The sequence below is a fragment of the Brevundimonas sp. FG128 genome, from assembly GCF_057809775.1.
The window spans coordinates 81,243-105,048 of record NZ_JBMDKP010000002.1 but is presented as its reverse complement, the minus strand read 5'-3'; the positions used below and the strand labels follow the sequence as shown (position 1 = coordinate 105,048).

17 protein-coding genes are annotated in these 23,806 nt (G+C 67.8%); 6 read left to right on the top strand and 11 right to left on the bottom strand.

Translation table 11 applies throughout. The features are described 5' to 3' along the window. Positions 1-3: 3 nt before the first annotated feature. From ACODSC_RS04885 to dusB, 7 genes are all read right to left on the bottom strand, one after another. Entirely contained in the window at positions 4-1,644 is a 1,641-nt protein-coding gene (locus ACODSC_RS04885; RefSeq protein WP_488812332.1) for a Na+/H+ antiporter, read from the bottom strand. Positions 1,645-1,650: 6 nt separating this feature from the next. Next, positions 1,651-2,961: a GTPase HflX gene (gene hflX, locus ACODSC_RS04880; protein WP_488812330.1), complete on the bottom strand. Its 1,311-nt coding sequence runs from the start codon at positions 2,959-2,961 to the stop codon at positions 1,651-1,653. Between the two features lie 171 nt (positions 2,962-3,132). Then, on the bottom strand, positions 3,133-3,378 hold the full coding sequence (gene hfq / locus ACODSC_RS04875; protein ID WP_003164861.1) for an RNA chaperone Hfq: 246 nt from the start codon (positions 3,376-3,378) through the stop codon (positions 3,133-3,135). A 101-nt stretch (positions 3,379-3,479) separates the two neighbouring features. Next, the gene (locus tag ACODSC_RS04870) at positions 3,480-4,340 is read right to left on the bottom strand and encodes a D-amino-acid transaminase (protein WP_488812328.1); all 861 of its coding nucleotides are present in this window, start codon (positions 4,338-4,340) and stop codon (positions 3,480-3,482) included. Next, positions 4,340-5,746, bottom strand: coding sequence for a nitrogen assimilation response regulator NtrX (gene ntrX, locus ACODSC_RS04865; protein ID WP_488812326.1), 1,407 nt, complete (start codon positions 5,744-5,746; stop codon positions 4,340-4,342). Before ntrX ends, ACODSC_RS04870 begins: the two co-directional genes overlap by 1 nt. A 9-nt stretch (positions 5,747-5,755) precedes the next feature. After that, on the bottom strand, positions 5,756-8,026 hold the full coding sequence (locus ACODSC_RS04860; RefSeq protein WP_488812324.1) for a sensor histidine kinase NtrY-like: 2,271 nt from the start codon (positions 8,024-8,026) through the stop codon (positions 5,756-5,758). After that, complete coding sequence (gene dusB / locus ACODSC_RS04855; protein ID WP_488812322.1) at positions 8,023-9,078, bottom strand: tRNA dihydrouridine synthase DusB; 1,056 nt, start codon at positions 9,076-9,078, stop codon at positions 8,023-8,025. Before dusB ends, ACODSC_RS04860 begins: the two co-directional genes overlap by 4 nt. Before the next feature lie 93 nt (positions 9,079-9,171). Between dusB and ACODSC_RS04850 the strand changes: the two genes are divergently transcribed. Continuing rightward, positions 9,172-10,323 (top strand): bifunctional 2-C-methyl-D-erythritol 4-phosphate cytidylyltransferase/2-C-methyl-D-erythritol 2,4-cyclodiphosphate synthase, encoded by a 1,152-nt coding sequence (locus ACODSC_RS04850; RefSeq protein WP_488812320.1) that lies wholly within the window; start codon positions 9,172-9,174, stop codon positions 10,321-10,323. Here the strand turns inward: ACODSC_RS04850 and ACODSC_RS04845 are convergent. After that, positions 10,320-12,605 (bottom strand): spermidine synthase, encoded by a 2,286-nt coding sequence (locus ACODSC_RS04845; RefSeq protein ID WP_488812318.1) that lies wholly within the window; start codon positions 12,603-12,605, stop codon positions 10,320-10,322. The genes ACODSC_RS04850 and ACODSC_RS04845 overlap by 4 nt on opposite strands. 40 nt (positions 12,606-12,645) lie before the next feature. Here ACODSC_RS04845 and ACODSC_RS04840 point away from each other — a divergent pair, with 40 nt between their 5' ends. Together ACODSC_RS04840 and ACODSC_RS04835 are read left to right on the top strand one after the other, a co-directional pair. Beyond that, complete coding sequence (locus tag ACODSC_RS04840; RefSeq protein WP_488812316.1) at positions 12,646-13,134, top strand: CinA family protein; 489 nt, start codon at positions 12,646-12,648, stop codon at positions 13,132-13,134. Further along, positions 13,131-13,382, top strand: a complete 252-nt coding sequence (locus tag ACODSC_RS04835; protein WP_488812314.1) for a sulfurtransferase TusA family protein — start codon at positions 13,131-13,133, stop codon at positions 13,380-13,382. The genes ACODSC_RS04840 and ACODSC_RS04835 overlap by 4 nt, the downstream gene beginning before the upstream one ends. On the opposite strand, the gene ACODSC_RS04830 is transcribed toward ACODSC_RS04835, so the two are convergent. Beyond that, positions 13,339-14,283, bottom strand: a complete 945-nt coding sequence (locus ACODSC_RS04830) for a YihY/virulence factor BrkB family protein (RefSeq protein ID WP_488812312.1) — start codon at positions 14,281-14,283, stop codon at positions 13,339-13,341. The two genes, ACODSC_RS04835 and ACODSC_RS04830, sit on opposite strands and share 44 nt — an antisense overlap. Before the next feature lie 191 nt (positions 14,284-14,474). Here ACODSC_RS04830 and ACODSC_RS04825 point away from each other — a divergent pair, with 191 nt between their 5' ends. Next, a complete protein-coding gene (locus ACODSC_RS04825; RefSeq protein WP_488812310.1) occupies positions 14,475-15,782 on the top strand; it encodes a diguanylate cyclase domain-containing protein in 1,308 nt (435 codons plus the stop codon). A 4-nt stretch (positions 15,783-15,786) separates the two neighbouring features. On the opposite strand, the gene mfd is transcribed toward ACODSC_RS04825, so the two are convergent. Next, positions 15,787-19,242, bottom strand: coding sequence for a transcription-repair coupling factor (mfd, locus tag ACODSC_RS04820; RefSeq protein ID WP_488812308.1), 3,456 nt, complete (start codon positions 19,240-19,242; stop codon positions 15,787-15,789). After that, positions 19,242-19,535 carry an FAD assembly factor SdhE gene (locus ACODSC_RS04815; RefSeq protein WP_488812306.1) on the bottom strand — a complete coding sequence of 98 codons (294 nt, stop codon included), beginning with the start codon at positions 19,533-19,535 and terminating at the stop codon, positions 19,242-19,244. Before ACODSC_RS04815 ends, mfd begins: the two co-directional genes overlap by 1 nt. A gap of 177 nt (positions 19,536-19,712) precedes the next feature. Here ACODSC_RS04815 and recG point away from each other — a divergent pair, with 177 nt between their 5' ends. Then, the gene (gene recG, locus ACODSC_RS04810; protein WP_488812304.1) at positions 19,713-21,800 is read left to right on the top strand and encodes an ATP-dependent DNA helicase RecG; all 2,088 of its coding nucleotides are present in this window, start codon (positions 19,713-19,715) and stop codon (positions 21,798-21,800) included. 351 nt (positions 21,801-22,151) lie between these two features. Then, complete coding sequence (locus ACODSC_RS04805; RefSeq protein ID WP_488812302.1) at positions 22,152-23,765, top strand: NAD(P)/FAD-dependent oxidoreductase; 1,614 nt, start codon at positions 22,152-22,154, stop codon at positions 23,763-23,765. Positions 23,766-23,806: the final 41 nt, after the last annotated feature.

The window sequence follows — 23,806 nt, the reverse complement described above, 5'->3', positions numbered from 1 at the left end:
GCTTCAGAGATACCGCAGCTCCTGCAGATCCACTTCGCGGATCATCTTGCGGGCGGCGACCTCGTCCAGTTGCCGGGCGCGCGCCAGCCGACCCAGCTCTTCCCGCTCGGCTGCAAGGGCCGCCAGCCAAAGCCGGCGCTCCACATCATCGATCTTGCGCGCCAGGACGGCGTCGTCCTCGTCGGTGCGGGTGTGGGTCTCGATACGGCGGCGATAGACCTCCATGATCCGGCTGGCGATGTCGGAATAGAGGTCAGGATTGGTCTTGCCCTCGGCCATGGCGTGTGAGGCGTCTTCGATGGCGCGCAAGGCGGCGGCGGAGGCGGCGACCCGTCCGCGGTCCTCCTCACGCTCCTGCGACGGTTCCGGCGGCAGCTCCACGCCCTTCATCAATCGCGGCAGGGCGAAGGTGGCGACCAGCAGCGAGACGATGATCACCCCGGCCGCCAGGAAGATCGCCAGGTTGCGTGACGGCATCGGCGATCCATCTCCCAAGACGAACGGCAGGGTCAGGATGCCGGCCAGGGTGATCGCCCCGCGCACCCCCGCCAGCGACATCACCAGGGTCAGGCGCAGACCCACCTTGGCCGGCGGGCCGCGATGGCGACGCCGAAACAGGGTCAGTTTCAGCGACGTCCACACCCACACGAAACGCAGCGCCGCCAGGGCGCCGACGATGGCGAACACATAGACCGCCAGCCACCAGACTTCCGGCCGGCTGGTGCCCCGCACCACCTCGGCCGCCCGCGCCAGGATCGACGGCATCTGCTCGCCCAAGATGACGAAGATGATGCCGTTGGCCACGAACTGGACCGTGTCCCACACCACGCCGCGCCGAATGCGGGTTATCGCCATCGACTGGCCGCCCACGCCGCCGCCCCGCTCGGTGAAGCTCATGGTCACGCCGGCCGCGACCGCCGCCAGGATGCCTGACGCATGGACCTCTTCCGCGACCAGGTAGGCGGCGAACGGAATCAGCAGGCTGATCAGGATCTGCGCCCCGACGTCTTCACCCCAGCGGCGACTGACGAAGGTCTTGGCCAAGCTGATGGCCATGGTCATCAGAACGCCGACCGCCACGCCGACTAGCGCCAGCCAGGCGAAGGTTCCTACTGCGCTGCCGATCGAAAAGGCGCCGGTCGTGGCTGCGACCACGGCGATCCGCATGCAGGTCAGGCCTGTCGCATCATTCAGCAGCGATTCGCCTTCCAGAATGTGCATCAGCCGCTTGGGGATCGGCGCCCGCGCGGCGATGGCCTGAACCGCGATGGGATCGGTCGGCGACAGGATGGCCGCCAGGGCGAAGGCCACCGCCAGCGGCATCTCCGGAATCATCCACCAGATCAGGAAGCCCAGGCCCACGACGGTGAACAGCACCAGTCCCAAGGCCAGCTCCAGGATCACCGCCCGGTCGCGAAACAGCGCCTCCTTGGGGATGCGCCAGCCGTCGAGGAACAGCAGCGGCGGCAGGAACAGCAGGAAGAAGATGTCCGGCTCGAGATCCACCGTCGTGCCGGTCACCAGAACGATGACGGCGCCCAGCCCGATCTGCACCAGGGGCAGGGCGATGCGCGTGATCCGCGCGACCGAACCCGACACCACGACGGCCAGAAGCAGAAGCAGGACGGTTTCGATCAGATGCATGGGAACTCAGTCGGTCAGGTCGGGATACAGGCGTTCGAATCGCCCTAGCGCCGCAGGGTGCAGGCGCACCGTGACGTGAGTGCGGCCAAGCTCGTCCGTCTCACGCAAGGTGATCCGGCCATGTTCGTACAGCCAGGCCAGGGCCTCGCCGTGTTCTGGTTCCAGCCGCAGCCGCGTCTCTGGATCGTCGTCGATCAGGCTGGCGATGATCTGGCGCAGAGGTTCGATCCCCTCGCCCGTCCAGGCAGAGACCGCGACTGCCTCGCCGTCCTTGGCCAGACGTTCGGCCTGGCCCAGAACGGCCTCGCGCGCTTCGTCGTCCAGCAGGTCGATCTTGTTCCAGACCTCCAGCACCCGCCGGGTCTTGCCCTCGGGCGTCTCGATCTGTTTCAGCACCGTCTCGACATCCCTGGCCTGGGCGTCGCTGTCGGCCGAAGCGATGTCGCGGACGTGCAGGATCAGGTCGGCTTCGCCCACCTCCTCCAGGGTGGCGCGGAAGCTCTCGACCAGTTCGTGCGGCAGGTCGGAAATAAAACCGACCGTGTCGGCGACGATGGCCGGCCGCCCTTGCGGCAGGCGGATGGTGCGTTGGGTCGTATCCAGGGTGGCGAACAACAGATCCTTGGCGAAGACCTCCGACCCCGTCAGACGGTTGAACAGGGTCGACTTTCCGGCGTTGGTGTAGCCGACCAGGGCGATGGTCGGGAACGGCGCCTTCTGGCGCTGCTTTCGGTGCAGACCGCGGGTGCGGCGCACATCCTCCAGCTCGGCCTTCAGCTTGACGATCCGGTCGGCGATCAGGCGGCGGTCCAGCTCGATCTGGGTTTCGCCGGGACCGCCGGTCGAGCCGGTGCCGCCGCGTTGCCGCTCAAGGTGGGTCCAGGTTCGCACCAGGCGCGAGCGCTCGTAGTCCAGCCGCGCCAGCTCGACCTGTAACCGGCCTTCCTTGGTCCGCGCGCGACGCCCGAAGATTTCCAGGATCAGGCCGGTGCGGTCGATGACCTTCACCTCCCACGCCTTTTCCAGATTGCGCTGCTGAACCGGCGTCAAGGCGTCGTCGATGATGACCGCCTCGGCATCGGCGGCGCGGACCAGGGCGGCCAGTTCCTCGACCTTGCCAGAGCCGAACAGGGTCGCGGGCGTAGTCCCGCGCAGCCGCACGATCTCCTCGGCGCGCACGTCAAGGTCCAGCGCGCGTGCTAGGCCCGCCGCTTCTTCAAGGCGCTCGCTCGCCAGCCGAGGGCTGTCGGAGCGTCGGTCGGGATGGATGACGACCGCCCGGATCAGCGGGACGGCGTGGTCGATAAGCTTGCTCAAATGGTCTCTACTTTTGGGACCACCTCCGCTGTCACCCTCGGGCTTGACCCGAGGGTCGGAGGTTCCGCCGTCGGTGCGGTGGTCGTTGTTTCTACGCCCTATATAGGCGCTCGACAGTCTTTCCGCGCGACACCCGGCCCTCGGGACAAGCCCGAGGGTTGACGCCATGCGTCAATCTTCTTCGGCGTCGGGCTCGTACAGTTGCACGGGCGCGGACGGCATGATGGTGGAGATGGCGTGCTTGTACACCAGCTGGGACTGGCCATCGCGGCGCAGCAGCACACAGAAGTTGTCGAACCAGGTCACGATGCCCTGCAGCTTGACCCCATTGACCAGGAAGATGGTCAGCGGCGTCTTGGTCTTGCGGACCGAGTTGAGGAAGGTGTCCTGAAGGTTCTGACGTTTGTCTTGCGACATGGCAGGTTTTTCCTGTTCTTGGTTGTTTATCGCCGTGGAAGCGGCGTGGCCGATGCGACCGGCGTCGACAATAACCGCCGCCTCCCCGCTCGGGCAACGGCCTAAATGGCGTCTCGGCGCGCCTGTTGAAGATAGAGCTCACGCAAACGGGTCGCGATGGGGCCCGGCTTGCCGTCGCCGATCTTCACCCCGTCCAGCGAAACCAGCGGCATGACGAAGGCGCTGGCGGCGGTGACGAACACCTCGCGCGCACGCTTGGCTTCATCGACCGAGAAAGGTCGCTCGTCCAATTCGAAGCCTTCGGCCTCGGCCAGCGTCAGGATCGCCGCGCGAGTTACGCCGCGCAGGATGTTGGCCTGCGTATCGCGCGTCCGCAGCCTGCCCTCCTCGTCCACGATCCAGGCGTTGGTGGAGGCCCCCTCGGTGATCAGACCCATCTCGTCGTACATCAGGCACTCATAGGCCCCGCGTTCGCGCGCCGCCTGTTTCGCCAGCACGTTCGGGAGCAGCCCCACCGCCTTGATATCGCAACGCCCCCAACGGATGTCGGGTCGGGTCACCCCGGCCGCGCCCTTGATCGCCATCGCGTCGCCCTTGGCCAGGTCCAGACGCTTGGCGGTGACGATGACGCTGGGGGCGATGTCCGCCGGAAAGGCGTGATCGCGTGACGCCGTCCCCCGCGTGACTTGCAGATAGACCAGGCCGTCGCGCACCCGATTGCGCCGGATCGTCTCGCGCAGAACCACGCCCAACGCCACCGCGCTCATGGGGATCTCGATCTTCAGCGCGTTCAGGCTGCGGTGCAGGCGGGTCATATGGCCTTCGAAATCGGCCAGCCTGCCGTCGAACACCGACCAGACCTCATAGACGCCGTCGGCGAACTGGAAGCCCCGGTCCTCGATATGGACCACGGCCTCGCCGTGGGGGCTGTAGGCGCCGTTCACATAGGCGACGCGAGACATCAGGCCGGCTCTTCCTCTTCGCCGCCGCGCGCCGGCGATACGCCCAACGACTTCAGCTTCCTGTGCAGCGCCGACCGCTCCATGCCGATGAAGGCGGCGGTGCGTGAGATGTTGCCGCCGAACCGCATGATCTGTGCGGCCAGATACTCCCGCTCGAACACCTCGCGCGCCTCGCGCAGCGGCAGGGCGATGGTGCGTTCGGCGCCCAGCGACGCCGAACCGCCGTTCGAGGTGGCGACTTCCTGAGGCAGCATGTCGGCGGTGATCGGCTCGTTCGGATCACCGGTCGCCAGGATCAGCAGCCGCTCGATATTGTTGCGCAGCTGGCGGATATTGCCCGGCCACGGATGGACCTGCAGCACCGCGACCGCGTCGTCGCCGACGATCCGCTTGGGCAACCCCTGCGACGAACTGATCGTCTCGACGAAATAGTCCACCAGTTCGGCGATATCCTCACGCCGCTCCGACAGGGCCGGCACGCGGATCGGCACCACGTTCAGGCGATGGAACAGGTCCTCGCGGAAACGCCCCTCCGTAATCTCGACCTTCAGATCGCGAGAGGTAGAGGTCACGACACGGACATCGACCTGCACATCCTGCTCGCCGCCGACGCGCCGGAACCTCTGGTCGACCAGGACACGCAGGATGCGGCTCTGGCTCTCTCGCGGCATGTCGCTGATTTCGTCCAGATAAAGCGTGCCATTGTGAGCGCGCTCGAACACGCCGATCTTGCGTGGCCGGCCGTCCTGCCCCTCTTCGCCGAACAGTTCGACATCCAGCCGTTCCGGCGTCATCCCTGCCGCCGAAATGGCGACGAACTCGGCGCGCGCGCGTGGACTGCCCTCGTGGATCTGGCGCGCGACCAGTTCCTTGCCCGACCCGGCGGGACCGGCAATCAGGACGCGGCTGTTGGCCTGGGCCACCTTGGCGATCGTGCTGCGCAGCGCCTGCGCCGCCTGCGACCGGCCGATCAGGCCCGACGGCGTCATGGTCTGGACGCGCAGCCGGCGGTTCTCGCGCCTCAGCGTCGCCGCCTCGATCGCTCGCTCGACGACCACCACCAGCCGGTCCGACTTGAACGGCTTTTCGATGAAGTCGTAGGCGCCGCGCTTCAGCGCCGTCACCGCCGTCTCGATATTGCCGTGGCCCGAGATCATCACCACCGGCAGGTCAGGGTCCAGCTCCTTGACCACTTCCAGCAGTTCCAGCCCATCCAGACCGCCGCCCTGCATCCAGATGTCCAGGATCGCCAGCGAAGGCTTCCTGGCCCGGATCGCGGCCAGGGCCTCGTCGGAGTTTGCGGCGACGCGTACGGCGTGCCCCTCGTCTTCCAGAAGGCCGGAAACCAGGTCGCGGATGTCGGCCTCGTCATCGACGACGAGAATGTCGGAACCGGTTGGTCGCATCTTGCCTCGCTATTCGGCGGCCAGGGTCTGGAGCCTGCGCTCCGCACCGTCGCCGCTTTTGCCGTGGGGTTTCAGGGGGAAGATCATGCACACGCGCGCACCGCGAAGCGTCTCGGCGTCGGCCAGTTTCAGCTCGCCGCCGTGGTCCTCGCAGATGCGTTTGACGATGGCCAGGCCCAGGCCCGTGCCCTTCTCGCGCGTGGTGACATAGGGTTCGGTCAGACGGTCGCGGTCCCGCGCGGGCAGGCCCACGCCGTCGTCCTCGACCATGAAGGTCGCGTGGCCATCGTCGACCGTCAGCGTAGCGATCACGCCCGCAGCTTCCGAGGCCGCCGCCTCGCCGGCCGCGAGACGGCGCGCAGCGACGGATTCGCCCGCGTTCTTCAGAATGTTGATCAGCGCCTGCCCCACCATCCGGCCGTCGGCCTGCAGGGTCGCCTTGGGCAGGGGCTCGGTGATGTCCACGACGATGTCTGGGGCCGCCACTCGCTGGGCGAACACGGCCTCGCGCAGCATTTCGGCGGGATTTTCCGGCGCGAAACGCGGCGCCGGCATTCGCGCGAAGGACGAGAACTCGTCCACCATCCGCCCGATGTCCCCGACCTGGCGAATGATGGTGTCGGTGCAGCGGTCGAAGATCTCGACATCCTCGCCGATCCTGGAGCGATATTTGCGCTTCAGCCGCTCAGCCGACAGCTGGATCGGCGTCAGGGGGTTCTTGATCTCGTGGGCGATGCGCCGCGCCACGTCGCGCCAGGCGGCGTTTCTCTGCGCCGTCACCAGCCGGGTGATGTCGTCGAAGGTCAGGACCATCTCGCCGCCCAGCCCGCCCTCAATGCGCACCCGCAGCCGACGCGTCTCGCCGTCGCGGCTGACGTCGATGTCTTCTTCGATATGGGCCTCGGCGCGACGGACCAGATCGCTCAGTTCCGGCGACAGGGCCGCCAGTTCGTGACCCAGCACTTCGGCATCTTCGATGTGCAGCAGTTGCAGCGCGCTGTCGTTGATGGCGGACACGCGCCCGCGCTTGTCCAGGCCGATGACCCCTGCGCTGACGCCGGACAGCACCGTCTCGATGAACCGGCTTCGGTCCTGGGCCTCGTCGCTTGCCGCCTTAAGCGCAGTCTGCTGCGCCTGCAGGTCGGCCGTCATGCTGTTGAAGGCGTCCGACAGGGTTGCGATCTCTGCAGGGGCGCCGTCGCTGTCCACGCGTGCGCTGAAGTCGCCGCCCGCCACCTGGCCCGCCGCTTTCGCCAGCCGCCCGATCGGCGCCGAAATGCTGCTGGCGGCCGACATTCCCAGCCATACCGCGCCCACCAGCACCAGCAGCGCCGTTTCCAAATAGCTGAGAACGAAAGCCGACTGGATCCGCGCACGACTTTCCTGTGCTTCACGATAGGCCTGGATCGACTGAACCGACGCGTTCATGCGCGCCACCAAGCCGTCTTGCAGCGGACGCACCAGATACAGATAGGCGTCGCCATAGGCCGGCAGGGCGATGACGGATCGCACCGTGTCGGGGTGTTGTGTCACATCCGTCGGCGGTTTCCCGCCCTGTGCGGCGTCCTCCAGATAGGTGCGCGGCGGGGCGAGATAGGGCGGCGCATCGGGCTGCTCGGCACGCGCCAAGACCTCGCCTTCGCCGTTCAGAATATAGATAGCGGGGTAACCGAAAATGTCTCCCACCTGGGCCAGCGCGGCGTTGAACTGGATGCGGTTGTCGAACAGCCCACGCGCGCTGTCCAACTGCTCGGAAATCGTCAGCAGGTCTGCATCCATGCCCGATGCGACATCCTGGACGTAGGCGCGGCCGACAACTGCGCCATTCTCGACTGACGCTTGGACGTTCTGGCTGAACCACTGGTCCACGCCCCGGTTGACCAACACGCCGAACACCAGGGCGATCAGCACCGAAGGGATCAGCGCCACCATGGAGAACAACGCGACGAATCGAAGATGCAGCCGGGAACCGGCTTCCTCGGTGCTTCTCGCCAGCGCCAGAACGCGACGACCCACGATGAACGCCAGACCGCAGATCAGCAGCAGATTGCCGATCAGAACGATCAACGCCAGTTGGCTGCTCGACCCTCGCGCATCGCCCGTGGTCGCTCCGGGGGCAACGACGACCAGCCAGATCGCCGCCGCCGTGATCACGACCGCAAGGAAATAGGCCAGTCCGAAGCCTGTGCGCGCCCGCTCGGCGTCCATCCGCCCCCAGAACGACCCATCGTCCGACACGCGGTCGGGTGGAGTGGTCGTCGCTGAAGGCGTATCCGTCATGCCACAGCAGTCTCCAACACCTGTGGCGGATATTCAACAACTGAGTTACCGATCTGCGGCAAATCCCTCCGCCAAAGCGCGGCCATGGCCGCCTCAACGGCCTCCGGCTCCTCGACCCGGCAAATTCTTGCCTTCGCCTCTCGACGGTGTTGCGGATCGGCCGGCCAAGGCGCCTGTTCGATGTACCAGCCGAGGTGCTTGCGAAACATCTTCAGGCCCAGCGGCAGGCCGTAGAATTGGACCGACGCCCGCAAGTGCTCGATCACGATAGCCAGCCGTTCCTCAGGCCCGGGCTCGTCCAAGGCCACGCCGTCGATCAGTGCCCGCTCCAGATGCGCTGCCAGCCACGGGCGACCATAGACGCCGCGTCCCAGCATCAGCCCGTCCGCGCCAGACTGGGCCAGCGCTTGGCGCGCCTCGTCCGCCGTAATGATGTCGCCATTGACGATGACCGGGATGCCCACCGCCGCCTTGACCGCCCCGACCGCATCCCAATCCGCCCGGCCGGTATAGAACTGCTTGCGCGTGCGGCCATGCACCGTCACCGCCTTGACGCCGATTTCCTCGGCGCGTTTGGCCAGTTCGGCGGCGTTGCGACTGTCGTCGTCCCAACCCAGCCGCATCTTGACCGTCACGGGCCGATTGGTGGCTTGGACCGCCGCCTCCATGATCCGGCAGGCCAGATCGGGCGTCCGCATCAGGGCCGAACCGGCGGCCGAGCCGGTGACCTCCTTGGCCGGGCAACCGAAGTTCAGATCGACGATGTCGGCGCCGGCCTTCTCGGCCATCCGCGCGCCCTCGCCCATCTGTTCGGGATCACGCCCAACCAGCTGGATTACCGTCAGCGGCAGGCCTGCGCCCACCGCCGCACGCCGCACGACATCGGGCCGCGCGCGCGCAAGCTCCTTGGCAGCCACCATCTCGGTCGCGACATAGGCGGCGCCCAGCCTTGACGCCAGCACGCGGAAAGGCAGGTCCGTGATCCCGGTCATCGGCGCCATCAGCACCTGGCCGGGCACGGTCACGTCGCCGATCTGTAGGGTCTTGGCCATTTCCGTCTTTCGCCGCATCGAATGGCCCTTCGTCAAGCACGACGGCGGCGCTTTGATGGTTTCGTCCCGTCGCGGCGCATTCTAGAAGGCCGCATGACTTTTTCGGGCATCATCGTCGCGGCCGGCTCCGGTTCGCGCGCAGGCGGCGACAAACAGTGGCGGACGCTGGGCGGCAAGCCTGTCCTGCGCTGGTCGGCTGAGGCGCTGCTGAACGCCGGCGCCGATGAACTGATCATCGTGGTCGCCCCCGATGCCCTGGATCGCGCGGCGGACGTACTGTCCGACCTGCCTCGCTGGCGCGCCGTCGCAGGCGGAGCCGCCCGAGCAGATTCGGTTCGCGCCGGCCTCGCGGCCCTGACCTGCGCGCCGGATCAGCCCGTGATGATCCACGACGCCGCCCGCCCCTTGCTTGACCGCGCCGTCATCGACCGCCTGCTGTCCGCCCTGGAGACTGCCGACGGCGCCCTGCCCGTCCTGCCCGTCGCCGACAGCCTGCGCCGTGGCGAGGCCGAGGTGATGACGGATGTAGTGGAACGCGACGGCCTGTGGCGAGCGCAAACCCCTCAGGCCTTCCGCCGCCGCATAATCGAAGCCGCCGACGCCGCCTGGACCGGCCCCGACGCCCCGACGGACGAAGCCGTCGTCGTTCAGCGCAACGGCGGCCGTATCGCGCTGGTTCAGGGCGACGCCCGCCTGATGAAACTGACCTATCCGGAGGACTTCGCCATGGCTGAGGCCCTGCTGCCCCAAGCGGCCCGTTTCCAGACCCGCATCGGGTCCGGCTATGACGTTCATCGCTGGGGTCCCGGCGGTTCGGTATGGCTGTGCGGGATCGAGGTGCCGCACGACCAGACGCTGATCGGCCATTCCGATGCAGACGCCGGTCTTCACGCCCTGACCGACGCCATTCTGGGCGCCATCGCGGCGGGCGATATCGGCGACCACTTCCCCCCGACCGATCCGAAGTGGAAGGGTGCCTCGTCGGATCAGTTCCTGGTCCACGCCGCCGAACTGGTCGCCCAGCGCGGCGGCCGCATTGTCAATGTGGACGTCACCCTGATCTGCGAACGCCCCAAGGTGAAGCCGCACCGCCAGGCCATGCGTGACCGGATCGCCGCCCTGCTGGACCTTCCGCTCGACGCGGTCAGCGTCAAGGCGACGACGACCGAGGGCCTGGGCTTCACCGGCCGTGGCGAAGGCCTCGCCGCCCAGGCCGTGGCCACCGTCGAACTGCCCGCTTCCTAGCTTGCGAGGTCCATCTGACGGACCAGGGAGCCGAACAGATTGACATAGTCGTCGGTCCAGGGCCGCACCGTCGTCGGCGCCAGTACGCGCCAGCGTCCGTCCGTGCCGAACCCCTCCAGCGACGCCTGGCTCTTGCCGATCAACAGCGCCTCGGTCGAGGCTTCGGCCATCGCCCCCAACCCCGGCCGCTCGATATAGACCTGATGCAGATGCGGGACCTTCAGAGTCTGGGCCGCCGCCTCGGCCGGCAGAGTGATCTCCAGATTGCGGTTCGACAGGTGCAGCATCACGACTCCGTCCGGCGCCAGAAGCCGCAGATAGCCACGGATCGCCTCGACCGTCAGCAGGTGGGTCGGCACCGCGTCCGACGAGAAGGCGTCGATGACCAGCAGATCGTAGGAACCCGCCGGCTCGCGATCCATCGTCAGCCGCGCGTCCCCGATCACCGTCCGCACCGGCCCGTCGGCGCAACCATTGATGAAGCTGAACCAGCGCGGGTCGCGCGACAGCCGGTCCACCATCGGATCGATCTCGAAGAAGGTCAGTTGGTCCTGCGCCCGCTTGTAGGCCGCCATCGCCCCCGACCCCTGGCCCACCACCCCGACACGCGCGCCGTCCAGCCGCCGCGCCTGCATCTGCAGCATCGCCTGACCCAGCGGCGTCGAGGTCGCATAATAGAGGGTCGGCTGGCAGATGTGCGACCGTCCCTGCGCCTGCGCCCCATGCAGGGTCGTGCCGTGCATCAGCACATGGACCGGCCCGCCCATCAGCGGATCGTCGATCTTGGCCACCCGCATGACGCCGAAGAAGCTGCGGTCCGACAGCGCCCAGTCATAGCCGCGCGCCAGATGGTATCCCGACCAGGCGATGGCGGCTAGAACCACGGCAAACAGCACCGCGCGGTCCCGCACCAGAAAGGCGAACAGCGCCGCCACGCCCAGCACGCCCTGCGCGATCCGCACCAGTTGGGCGTCCGGGATCGCCGCGCGCACGTCCGGCGCATAGCGCACGGCCTCCATCGACAGCGGCCCCAGGAAGGCGATGGCCACCCCGGCGACGCAGCAGACGATCTCCCACGACCGAATGTCGCCCCGACGCCACGGCCGCAGCAGGGCCGCAGCCACCAGCACCAGCGGATACTCCCACACCATATTGAACACGACCGGCGCGATCAGGCCGTTGAACACCCCGCCGACCACGCCGCCCAGCGACAGCAGCAGATAGAATTCCGTCAGCCGATCCGGCGCCGGCCGCCGCGCCGCCAGCCGCTGGTGACACATCAGCGCGGTGAAGAAGAAAGCCGCCAGATTGACCGTGAAGACCAGCAGCCACTCGCCCGTCCGAAACGCGACCATGGCGGCGCACGCCGCCCCCATCGCCGCCTGCAGGCCCAGGGCCAAACCCGCCGGAATGGCCGGACGCGCCTGAAACGCGATCACGAAGGTCAGCAGATACAGCGCCAGCGGAATGACCCACAGAAAGGGCGCCGAGGCCACATCGGTGGTCAGATGCGCCGTCACCCCCAGCATCAGGCTGGAAGGCGCGGCGGCCAGCAGCACCAGCATCCCCTTTTCGCGCCAGGCGATCGGCGGGCTGATCGTCAGGGGCGCCGGATCCGCCATCCCGACCTCGCGTCGTCGCCAGACCTGCGCGCCCAGCCCCACGACCATCAGCACGAACAGGCCGTAGCCGAGGCTCCACCCCAATCGCTGATCCGACAGACTGGCGAGCGGCTCGATCAAAACCGTATAGGCCAGCAACGCCAGGAAACTGCCCAGGTTCGACGCGGCGTACAGGACATAGGGGTTCTGGCCGTCCGCATGCCCCGCCCTCACCCGCGCGTACCAGGCCTGCAACAACGGCGCGGTCGCCGACAGCACCGCGAACGGCGCCCCGACCGACAGGGCCAGGGTCGCCAGCAGCCACATGGCCGGTTGCGACGGATCGGGGTCGCCCAGCAATCCGCTGACCCTGAGCGGGAGAAACAGCGCCGCCAGCACCAGCAGGGCCAGATGCACCATCACCTGGATCCGCATCACGGGGATGCGCTGCAACAGGTGAGCATAGAGGTATCCCGCCAAAAGCGCGGTCTGGAAGAAGACCATCGAGGCGTTCCACACCGACGGCGATCCGCCCAGCGTCGGCAGCACCAGCTTGGTCACCATCGGCTGGACGACGAAGACCAGACAGGCCGAGGTGAAGATGGCGACGGCGAACAGGATCGGCGCAGTGCGATCCGACGTCTTGGCGGAGGGGCGCAGCGGATCGACAGCCTCGGTCATGGCTCTGGTTAGAGCGGGACTCGCGGCCTATGAAAAGGCCATGTTTCCGCAAGACATACAGCGCCTGGCGCAACAGATCGTCGCAACCGCGACCGAACGGGGCCTGATGCTGGCCACGGCTGAAAGCTGCACCGGCGGCCTGGTGGCGGCGGCCCTGACGGCCGTCCCCGGCTCGTCGGCCGCGCTGGACCGGGGCTTCGTCACCTACAGCAACGAGGCCAAGATGCAGATGCTGAACGTGCCTGCCACGACCCTCGCCACCCACGGCGCGGTGTCGGAGGCGACCGCCCGCGCCATGGCGGCTGGCGCCGTCGCCCGGTCTCGCGCGGCCGTCTCCGTCTCCGTCACCGGCATCGCCGGTCCCGGCGGCGGCTCGGCGGACAAGCCGGTCGGTCTGGTGCATTTCGCGGCGCAGGGGCCCGCCGGCCTGATCCACCGGGTCGAGCGATTCGGCGACATCGGCCGCGACGACGTCCGTCTGGCTAGCGTCCGCTTCGCCCTGGAGCTGCTGGCGGATCGACTGGCGTGAGCGACCCCGTCGTCGTCGACGCGCGGGGCCACCGCTGCCCCATGCCCAGCCTGAGACTGATGAAGGCGATGGCCGGCGCCGCGCCTGGTTCCCGCTTCGTCCTGCTGGCCACCGATCCGATGGCGCGCATCGACGTGCCCTTTATGATGTCACAGAGCAACGGCCGGATGATCGCGGTGGACGAGGCCGACGGCCTGCTTCGCCTTACGGTCGAGACCGGCGACTGGCCCGGCGCTCCGACAGATTGACCACTCCGGCCGGCGGCGTCTGCACCACCGCGCGGGCCTTGGCCGCCATCTCCATCTCCGTGGCAAAGGCTCCGCCGTAGAAGATGGCGTTCACGTTCCACGACAGCCAGATCAGCAACACGACCACGGCGCCGACCGACCCATAGGTGGCCCCCAGCGGCGCGATCTGCTCGACATAGATGGCGCAAAGCCAGGACGACACTACCGACATCAGCGTCGCCACCAGGCCGCCAGCGATGGACGGCAGCCAGGCCACCGGCGTCCTGTGGCTCATGGCGTAGCGGTAGAGCAGCGTCAGCCCGATCACCAAACCGACCGCCGGCAGAAACGCGTCCAACGGCGCCAGGCCGCCGCCCATCGGCGCGCCCGCAGCCGATGACGAGGCATGGGCGAGGATTCGCACGGTCACCACCGCGCCGGACACCACGGTGAACAGCGCAAAGGCGAAGATGGCGACGAAGAAGGCCAGCAGGTTGAACTTGAAGAAGCCATGCGGCTCCGTCTCGTCATGAATCAGGTTCAGTCCCGCCAACAAGGCCTTGAAACCCCTGTGCGCGGCGTAAGCGCCTACGAACAGGGCGAACGCGCTCTGGGCCGACACGGTGCGGGCCGAGGCGTTGCTCAGCCGCGCGATCTCGTCCTGAAAGATGGTCTGCGCCGCGCTGGGCAGCAGGTCCGACAGGGCGGCCGCCTGGGCGCTGACCTCGCTGATCGACAGACCGATCTTGTAGAAGCCGATCAGGATGGCGATGGCCGGAAATACCGCCAGCAGGGCGAAGAAGGACACGCCGCCCGTGTAGAGCATCACGTCTCGCCCCCAACTGCGGGTGAAGGCTCGCACGGCCAGTCCGCCCCAGAATCCGGGCGCCTTCAGGACCGATCGCGTCAGCTGTTCACTCAAACCGGTCCCCACAACCGTTGCCAGAAGCGGCGGAACCTAGCGGATTTCGTTGGCCGGGAAAGTCTCATCCGCGTGAGCGTCATCTTTACCCACTTCCGGCCCACCCGACATTGCATCCTTAACACCCTCGTCGCTATGGTCCGCGCGCCTTCGACCGGCTATGGGCGCGGCGACTTACGGAGACGACCGGCTTGGCTTTCGACGCGCGTGTATTGATCCTGGCGGCTGACGACGGCCGGATCGGGCCGCTCGCTGCGGGGCTGGACGCGCTGGGCTGGCGCACCGTCACGGCGCGGGACCTCGTCTCGGCCGAAATGACGCTTCAAGACTTTCCGCTGGAAGCCGCCATCGTCGACATCGACACCCTGGGCGAGGATGCGGCCCTGCGCCTGCGCGCCGCCGCCGAGCCACGCCGCCTGCCCATCATGGTCATCGGCGCGCGCCCTGATTCGGTGAAGGGCGCGGACCTGACCATGTCCACGCCGCCCCACCCGGCCCAGGCCGCCCTGCGCCTGGAGCAACTGGGACGCGCCGCCATCGCGGAAGAAGAGTTCCGCCTGCGCGTAACGACCTTCGCCACGCGCGGCGTCGGCCTGGACGCCCGATCCGATGACGACGGGCCGCTGCGCGTGTTGGCCGCCGGCGTTGCGGATCGCCGCTTCCTGGCCCTGTCCAACGCCCTGACCGCCGCCGGCGTCGAGGTGATCGCCGCCCCGACCCCTTACACCGCCTTCGACTATCTGCACGAAAGCCCGTTCGACGCCGCCGTGCTGTGGGGCGCCGAGGATCATGCGCCGGCCCTGTCCATCGCGGCGGGCATGAAGCGCAACACCCGCCTCTATCACATCCCGCTGATGCTCTATCTGCGCGGCAAGAACGAGATCAGCCTCTCGGAGCTGTTCAACCGCGGCTTCGCCGACGTGGCCTCGGTCGATACGCCGGAAGGCGAGACGGCCGAGCGTATTCTCGCCCTGGCCGGCGCCCACCGTACCCACCTGGGCATCCGCAAGACGCTCGATTCGGTCCGCAGCCTGGAACTGATGGATCCCGCGACCGGCCTGTTCACCCCCGAACTGTTCGCCAGCCATTTGGGCCGCGTCGCAGACGCGTCTCGCGCCCGCAAACGTCCTCTGTCTGTCTGCGTCCTGCGTGTCCGCGAAACCGAATCGGTCACCTGGGCGCGTCAGGGCGGCTGGCTGGACCGCGCCATGCCCCAGATCGGCGCCATGGTCTCGCGCCTGGTGCGGGTGGAGGACACCCCTGCCCGCCTGGCCAAGGAAGTCTTCGCCCTGGCCCTGCCCGCGACCCATGCCGATCCGGCGCGTCTCGCCGCAGAACGGATCGCCGCCGTCATCGGCTGCACCGCCTTCGACGCCGGCCCCGACCGCTCGCCCTTCGTCGCCGAATTCGACGTCGGCGCCGCCGAGATGCAACCGAACGAAAGCGCGGCCGCCCTCTTGGAACGCGCCTCCGCCGACCTGTTCGAAAAGACGCGCTGAGGGCTTACGCCCCCGCCACCCGCGCCAGGTCGGCGGTGATCCGCTCCGCCACCTTCAGCCGCTCTTCCGCCGTCGGCCAGTCGCCCGTCACGACGATCTTCTGATCCGGTCGAATCTTCCAGAACGCCTGGTTCTTCTGGATCAGCCCGACCAGACCCATCGGGTTCGGGAAGCTATTGTCGCGCAGCGTCAGCACGGCGCCCCGCGGCCCGATGTCGATTTTCTCGATACAGGCGCGGCGGCAGTTCGACTTGATGCCGACGATCTTCAGCAGTTGCTGCGCCTCGTCCGGCAGGGGCCCGAACCGGTCGATCAGTTCGGCGGCCAGGGCTTCACGATCCTCGGCCTGTTCTGCGTCGGACAGGCGGCGGTACAGGCTGAGACGAACATTCAGGTCCGGGACGTATTCCTCTGGAATCAAAACGGAAGCGCCGACATTGATCGACGGCGACCAGCCGCGATCGACAGTCAGTCCCTCGCCCTTCTCGCGCAGTTCCGCCACCGCATCCTCCAGCATCTGCTGGTACAGTTCGACGCCGACCTCGCGGATATGGCCCGACTGTTCGTCGCCCAGCAGATTGCCGCCGCCGCGCTGGTCCAGATCGTGGCTGGCCAGCTGGAAGCCGGCGCCCAGATTGTCCAGCGACTGCAGCACCTGCAATCGCCGCTCGGCCGACAGGGTCATCGGCTTGACTGCATCCGTGGTCAGATAGGCGAAAGCCCGCGCCTTGGACCGCCCGACCCGTCCCCGGATCTGGTACAGCTGCGCCAGGCCGAACATGTCGGCGCGGTGCACCACCAAGGTGTTGGCCGTCGGAATATCCAGCCCGCTCTCGACGATAGTGGTCGAGACCAGCACGTCGTATTCGCCGTCGTAGAAGGCGCTCATCACCTCCTCGAGCTGGGTCGCCGACATCTGACCGTGGCCGACGACGAACTTCACCTCGGGCACCTGCTCACGCAGGAATTTCTCGATGGCCGGCAGGTCCTTCAGGCGCGGCGCGACATAATAGGCCTGGCCCCCGCGATATTTCTCGCGCAGCAGGGCCTCGCGCACCAGCACCGGGTCCCACGGCGTGACATAGGTCCGCACCGCCAGGCGATCGACCGGCGGGGTGGCGATGATCGACATCTCGCGAATGCCCGACAGCGCCATCTGCAGGGTGCGCGGGATCGGCGTGGCGGTCAGGGTCAGCAGGTGAACGTCGGCGCGCAGCGACTTCAGCTTCTCCTTATGCTTGACGCCGAAGTGCTGCTCCTCATCGACGATGACCAGGCCCAGGTCGCGGAAACCGACCTGTTCGGACAGCACCGCATGGGTGCCGACGACGATCTCGACCGAGCCGTCCTTAAGGCCGGCGCGCGTTTCCGCCGCCTCCTTGCCCCCCACCATCCGCGACAGTTGGCGCACCTTCACAGGCCAGCCGGCGAACCGCTCGGTGAAGGTCTTGTAGTGCTGGCGCGCCAGCAGGGTCGTCGGCGCCACGATGGCCACCTGCTGCCCCGTCATGGCCACCACGAAGGCGGCCCGCAGCGCCACCTCGGTCTTGCCGAAGCCGACGTCGCCGCAGATCAGGCGATCCATCGGCGTGCCCTTGCCCAGATCCTCCAGCACGTCGCCGATGGCGTTCAGCTGATCGTCCGTCTCCTCGTAGGGGAAGCGGGCGCAGAATTCAGCGAACAGGCCCGGCGGCGGCACCACCGCGTCGGTCTCGCGCAGCGCGCGCTTGGCGGCGAGCGCGATCAGCCCCTCGGCCATGGCGCGCAGACGCTCCTTGGCCTTGGACTTGCGCGCCTGCCATCCGGCGCCGCCCAGCCGGTCCAGCTGCGCGCCTTCTGAATCCGACCCATAACGAGTCAGAAGATCAATGTTTTCAACCGGCAAATAGAGTTTGCTCTCACCGGCGTACAACAGCTCCAGACAATCATGCGGCGCCTGCTGGATCTCCAGCGTCTTCAGCCCCTCATACCGCCCGATGCCGTGATCCAGGTGAACCACCAGATCCCCGGTCGTCAGGGCCGAGGCCTCGGCCAGGAAGTTCGACGCCCGCCGCTTCTTGCGCGGCCGCGCCAGCCGATCACCCAGAATATCGGTCTCGGAAATGACGGCGACCTCGTCCGTCGCAAACCCATGCTCGACCGGCAGCACGCCGCGCAGATACAGGTCCTTGGGCGCCGCCTGAACATCGGCCCAGTCGCGCACGGCGACGATATGATCCAGGCCGTGGTCGGCCAGCATGGTCGCCAGACGCTCAGACGAGCCTTCGGTCCACGAGGCGAACAGCACCCGTTTGCCGTCAGCCTTCAGCGCCGCAGCATGGGCCGCGACGGCTTCGAACAGGTTGACGCTGTCCTGCGCCCGCTCGGCCGCGAATGTCCGGCCCAGCCGGCCGCCGGCGTCCTCGCCACCGCCGGAAAACGGCGTGAACCGCCGCACGGCGCGTCCCGCCAGCGCCTGATTCCAGTCGCCGGCGTCCAGATACAGCGACCGGGGGGGCAGCGCGCGATTGGCCGCCGCATGCCCCTTCGTCTTTGCCGCTTCCGTCCGCCCCTCATAGGCGTCGGCGATCAGGTCCCACCGCTCGGCCCGCGCGCTCTCGGCCTGATTGTCCAGGAAGATCTGGGCCTGATCCGGCAGATAGTCGAACAGCGAATCCAGGGTCTCGTAGAACAGCGGCAGCCACTGCTCCATGCCCTGACGCCGCGCGCCCTCGCTGATCGTCGCATACAGGGGATCGTCGCCGGGTGCCCCGAACAGCTTCAGATAGCCGGTGCGAAAACGCGAGATCGCCTCCGCATCCAGCAAGGCCTCCGAGACGGGGGCCAGCGACACCGCCGTCATCTGGCCCGTCGATCTCTGGGTCTCGGGGTCGAAGGTGCGAATCGATTCCAATTCCGAACCGAACATGTCCAGACGCACCGGCTCCTCGAAGCCCGGCGGATAGACATCCACCACCCCGCCCCGCACCGCGAACTCGCCCCGCTCCGACACGGTCGAGGCCCGGACATACCCGTTGGCGGCGAAGTACCGCTCCAGCGCCTGGATATCGAGATCGCGCCCGACCTTGGTCTCGAACCCCGCCTGGGTCGTCACCGACTTGGGCGGCGTCCTCTGCATGGCTGCGCCGACGGTCGTGACCACCAGAACCGGCGCGTCGCCCGTCTTGCGCTGGGCCAAGCGCGTCAGGGTCGCCATCCGCTGGGCGGCGATGCCCGCTGTCGGGCTCAGCCGGTCATAGGGCAAGCAGTCCCAGGCCGGATATTCAAGGATTTCTATATCTTGTGAGAAAAAGCGGAACGCCTGAACAAACCCGCCCGACCGCTGATAATCGCGCGCCACGAAGACGCCGACCCCGCCGTTCGCCTTGATCCGCTCGGCGACGACCAAGGCGTCCAGCCCCTCGGGCGCCCCGCCCAGATCGGCGTCGGTCCGGTGCTGTGCAGTGACCTGTTGATCCATCAGCCGATGCCCTTGCCGACCTCGGCCGCCACATGCTCGCGCATGAAGGCGCGGACCTTGGCCATCACCGGGGTCTCGAACTCGGACGGCGTCGGATCACGTTCGATGATCCAGCCATAGAGCCACTGGTCTTCCTCGTCGATCAGCAACTCGAACTGGTCCAGCTCGGCGTCCGTCAGCGTCGGCGCCACCTGGTCCGAAAAGGGACCCAGCACCATGTCGGCCTCGCGGAAGCCCCGCCGCCAGGACCGGAACTGGATTCGGCCCAGCCGCTGTTTCCGCTCCGGGGTCATTTCGTCTTCAGGACGCGCGTCGATTTCGGCCACAAGATTCCTTGCCCGGCAAAGTTGGAAGACGCTCAAGCCGCGAGCCACCGCGTGGCGAGCGTCAGCATCCTCAAATGGAAGAAGCGCAGATAGCGTTCCTGAACGGACTTCGCCACCCGTCATGGTCACGCTATGTTCCCCGCGATGCGTCCGCAGATTCTCTTTCCCCTGTTCGCCGAGGTCTCCAGCCTGAAGGGCGTGGGCCCCCGCGCCTTGCCCCTGGTGCAGAAGGTGGCGGGCCCGCTGGTGCGCGATCTGGCCTTCCTCAGCCCCTCCGGCGTCATTGTCCGCCGTGCGATGGAGGCCGCGACCGCCGTGGACGGCGAGGTCGGAATCTTCGAGATCGTCATCGACCGCCTGTTCGTCCCCAGCCGCCCCGGCGCACCGCTGAAGGTCCGCGCCAGCGACCCGACCGGCTTCGTTCACCTGGTCTGGTTCGGCGGCTCGCCCCAGCATATCGACCGGCTGCTGCCGCGCGGCGAGACCCGGCTGGTCTCGGGCAAGGTCGAACGCTTCAACGGCGAAGTCCAGATCGTCCACCCGGACATCGTGACGCCCGACAAGGCCGCCGACATCCCGGCTTCCGAACCCGTCTATCCGGCGACGCAAGGCCTGACTTCGCGCCAGCTGCGCAAACTGGTCCAGGCCGCCCTGCCCGCCGCCCCCGACCTGCCGGAATGGCAGGACCCCGCCTGGCTGAAGAAGCAGAACTGGCTGGGCTGGCGCGCCGCGCTGGACGCCCTGCATGCCCCGGCGGGCGAGCTGGACCTGACGCCCGACGCCCCGGCCCGCCAGCGCCTGGCCTATGACGAATTCCTGGCCCACCAGTTGGCCCTGGCCCGCCGTCGCCGCGCCCGCGAGATCAAACCCTCGCCCGTCATCGCGCCTGGAGCAGCCTCCGAACACCTGCTCCAGGCCCTGCCCTTCACCTTGACCAACGCCCAGGCCCAGGCCGTCGCCGAAATCCGTCGCGACCTGGCCTCCGGCAAACAGATGGGCCGCTTGCTTCAGGGGGATGTGGGATCGGGCAAGACCGCCGTCGCCGCCCTGGCCCTGGCCGATGCGGCCTCCAGCGGCTTCCAGTCCGCCCTGATGGCCCCGACCGAAATCCTGGCCCGCCAGCATTACGAGAAACTCGGCCCCCTGCTGGAGGCGGCCGGCGTCGCCTCCGTCCTGCTCACCGGCCGCGACACCAACGGCCAGAGGCGCGAGAAGCTGGCCGCCCTGGCCTCCGGTCACGCCCAGGTCGCCATCGGCACCCACGCCCTGTTCCAGGACGCCGTCCGCTTCGACCGCCTGGCCCTGGCCGTCATCGACGAACAGCACCGGTTCGGCGTCAGCGAGCGCCAGCGGCTTCAGTCCAAGGGCGATCCGCGCATCGGCGCCGTCCACCTGCTGACCATGTCGGCCACCCCCATCCCCCGCACCCTGGAACTGACCCAGTACGGCGAGCTGGAGGTCAGCCGCCTGATGGAGAAGCCGCCGGGCCGCACCCCTGTCACCACCGCCGTCGTCCCTCTGGCCCGTATCGGCGAGGTCGCCGCCCGGCTGAAGACGGCGCTGGACGCCGGCGCCCAAGCCTATTGGATCTGCCCCCTGGTCGCCGAATCCGAGGCCATTGACCTCGCCGCCGCCGTCGACCGCGCCGACGACCTGCGTCGCCTGCTGGGCGTCGAGGTGGGCCTGGCCCACGGCCAGATGCCGGGCGCCGAGCGCGAAGCCGTCATGGCCGACTTCGCCGACGGCCGCATTCCCCTGCTGGTCGCCACCACGGTGGTCGAGGTCGGAGTGGACGTGCCCAACGCCTCCATCATGGTCATCGAACACGCGGACCGGTTCGGCCTGGCCCAGTTGCACCAGCTGCGCGGCCGCGTCGGACGGGGCTCGAAGGCCAGCTCCTGCATCCTGCTGTACGGCGGCCAGGACGGCGCCCTTGGTGAAACCGCGAAAGAACGCCTCGAAACCCTGCGCCGCACCGAGGACGGCTTCGTCATCGCCGAGGAAGACTTCCGCCTGCGCGGCGGCGGCGACCCCCTGGGCCTGAAACAGAGCGGCTTCCCCGCCTACCGCTTCGCCGACCCGATCCGCCACCGCTCCCTGATGCTGGCCGCCGCCGACGACGCCCGCCTGATCCTGAACCGCGACCCCGATCTGACGTCCGAGCGGGGCCAGGCGGTGCAGGTGCTGGAAGAACTGTTCGACTGGAAGGGGCATAAGGCGGGATCGGATTGAGCGGGTCCTCGCCCCCGCCCAACGCCCAACGCCCAACGCCCAACGCCCAACGCCCGTCATCCTAGGCCTTGTGCCTAGGATCCATAGACTCAAATATCAGGAACGATCGCACATCCGCCGACCGCGCCCGACGCTACACACCGAGCGTATGGATCCTAGGCACAAGGCCTAGGATGACGGTGATCAGACGGGCCCCGCCACGTCTTCTGTTCCACATGGCGGACTTGGGGTGGAGGCGCAGAGCCCTATCGTTTCAGGCCCTGATCGCCTCCATCAGGGGCGGGGTTCCCAGCACCGCCCTCTGGATCTTGCCTCATGCTTTTGGCGTCGCGACCGGCTAGAACGCCCCAAATGTTGCGCCTGTCAGAACTTAAGCTGCCCCTCGACCACTCGCCTGAGGCCTTGCCCGCCGCGATCGCCGCCCGCCTGGGCGTGCCGCCGCACGATCTCGTGTCCTGGTCGATATGGAAGCGGGCGCACGATGCCCGCAGGAAATCCGCGATTCTGAAAGTCTACATCCTCGACGTCGAGCTGAGGGATGAATCGGCGGTGCTGGCCCGCTTTGCGGACGACGTGCACGTATCGCCGACGCCAGACGTGGCCTATCGCCCGGTCGCGGTCGCGCCCAGGACCGAGCGCCTTCGGCCGGTCGTGATCGGGGCCGGGCCGTGCGGCTTGTTCGCCGGGCTGATCCTGGCCGAGATGGGGTTCAAGCCGATCATCCTCGACCGTGGCAAGGTGGTCCGTGAGAGGACCAAGGACACCTGGGAGCTGTGGCGCAAAGGCAAGCTGCACCCGGAATCCAACGTGCAGTACGGCGAGGGCGGGGCCGGCACGTTTTCCGACGGCAAGCTCTACAGCCAGATCAAGGATCCGCGCTTCCTGGCCCGCAAGGTGTTGACCGAGTTCGTCGCGGCCGGAGCGCCGGAGGAAATCCTCACCGAGGCCCACCCGCACATCGGCACCTTCCGCCTGGTGACCATGGTCGAGGCCATGCGCGAGAAGATCGAAAAACTGGGCGGCGAATATCGCTTCGAGCACCGGGTCACGGACATCGATCTCGACAAGGGCGTTATCCGGGGCGTGCGCCTGCACACCGGCGAGACGCTGGAGGCCGACCACGTGGTCTTCGCCATCGGCCATTCGTCGCGCGACACCTTCCAGACTCTCTACGAACGCGGCGTCCATATCGAGGCCAAGCCGTTCTCGATCGGCTTCCGCATCGAGCATCCGCAGTCGTGGATCGACCGGGCGATGTTCGGTCCTTGCGCCGGCCACCCCGATCTTGGCGCGGCGGCCTATACGCTCTCGCACCACTGCTCGAACGGTCGCACCGTCTACAGCTTCTGCATGTGCCCGGGCGGCACCGTGGTCGCGGCCACCAGCGAGCCCGGCCGCGTCGTGACCAACGGCATGAGCCAATATTCGCGCAACGAGCGGAACGCCAACTCCGGCTTCGTGGTCGGCATCTCGCCCGAGGATTACGGGAGCGACCACCCGCTGGCGGGCATCGAACTGCAACGGGATCTGGAGACCCGCGCCTATGCGGCCGGCGGCGGAGACTATTTCGCGCCCGGCCAACTGGTCGGCGACTTCCTGGAGGGCCGCGCCTCGACCACGCTGGGCGAAGTCATTCCCAGCTACAAGCCGGGTGTGCGCCCGACTGATCTGGCGCCGCTGATGCCCGACTATGTGATCGCCGCCATGCGCGAGGCCCTGCCCGTCTTCGGCCGCAAGATCGCTCGCTACGACGACGCCCAGGCGGTTCTGACGGGCGTCGAAACCCGCAGTTCATCCCCGATCCGAATGACCCGCGGCGCCGACTTTCAAAGCCTGAACGTGCGCGGCCTGTTCCCTGCCGGCGAAGGCGCCGGCTATGCGGGCGGCATCCTGTCGGCCGCCGTCGACGGCATCAAGGTGGCCGAAGCCGTCGCCCGGTCGATGGGCGCGAAGGTGGCGGCGTAGACAAGAGGCGGCGCATAGGCTGCGCTGTCCGCCCGCCAAAC

What these genes read in the sequence shown, in the direction of transcription:
- ACODSC_RS04840 (WP_488812316.1), top strand. Translation starts at nt 12,646, where the DNA reads ATGTTTCCGCAAGACATACAGCGCCTGGCGCAACAGATCGTCGCAACC.
- ACODSC_RS04845 (WP_488812318.1), bottom strand. Translation starts at nt 12,605, where the DNA reads ATGACCGAGGCTGTCGATCCGCTGCGCCCCTCCGCCAAGACGTCGGAT.
- recG (WP_488812304.1), top strand. Translation starts at nt 19,713, where the DNA reads ATGCGTCCGCAGATTCTCTTTCCCCTGTTCGCCGAGGTCTCCAGCCTG.
- ACODSC_RS04860 (WP_488812324.1), bottom strand. Translation starts at nt 8,026, where the DNA reads ATGACGGATACGCCTTCAGCGACGACCACTCCACCCGACCGCGTGTCG.
- ACODSC_RS04805 (WP_488812302.1), top strand. Translation starts at nt 22,152, where the DNA reads ATGTTGCGCCTGTCAGAACTTAAGCTGCCCCTCGACCACTCGCCTGAG.
- ACODSC_RS04815 (WP_488812306.1), bottom strand. Translation starts at nt 19,535, where the DNA reads ATGACCCCGGAGCGGAAACAGCGGCTGGGCCGAATCCAGTTCCGGTCC.
- dusB (WP_488812322.1), bottom strand. Translation starts at nt 9,078, where the DNA reads ATGGCCAAGACCCTACAGATCGGCGACGTGACCGTGCCCGGCCAGGTG.
- ACODSC_RS04870 (WP_488812328.1), bottom strand. Translation starts at nt 4,340, where the DNA reads ATGTCTCGCGTCGCCTATGTGAACGGCGCCTACAGCCCCCACGGCGAG.
- ACODSC_RS04850 (WP_488812320.1), top strand. Translation starts at nt 9,172, where the DNA reads ATGACTTTTTCGGGCATCATCGTCGCGGCCGGCTCCGGTTCGCGCGCA.
- ACODSC_RS04885 (WP_488812332.1), bottom strand. Translation starts at nt 1,644, where the DNA reads ATGCATCTGATCGAAACCGTCCTGCTTCTGCTTCTGGCCGTCGTGGTG.
- mfd (WP_488812308.1), bottom strand. Translation starts at nt 19,242, where the DNA reads ATGGATCAACAGGTCACTGCACAGCACCGGACCGACGCCGATCTGGGC.
- hfq (WP_003164861.1), bottom strand. Translation starts at nt 3,378, where the DNA reads ATGTCGCAAGACAAACGTCAGAACCTTCAGGACACCTTCCTCAACTCG.
- ntrX (WP_488812326.1), bottom strand. Translation starts at nt 5,746, where the DNA reads ATGCGACCAACCGGTTCCGACATTCTCGTCGTCGATGACGAGGCCGAC.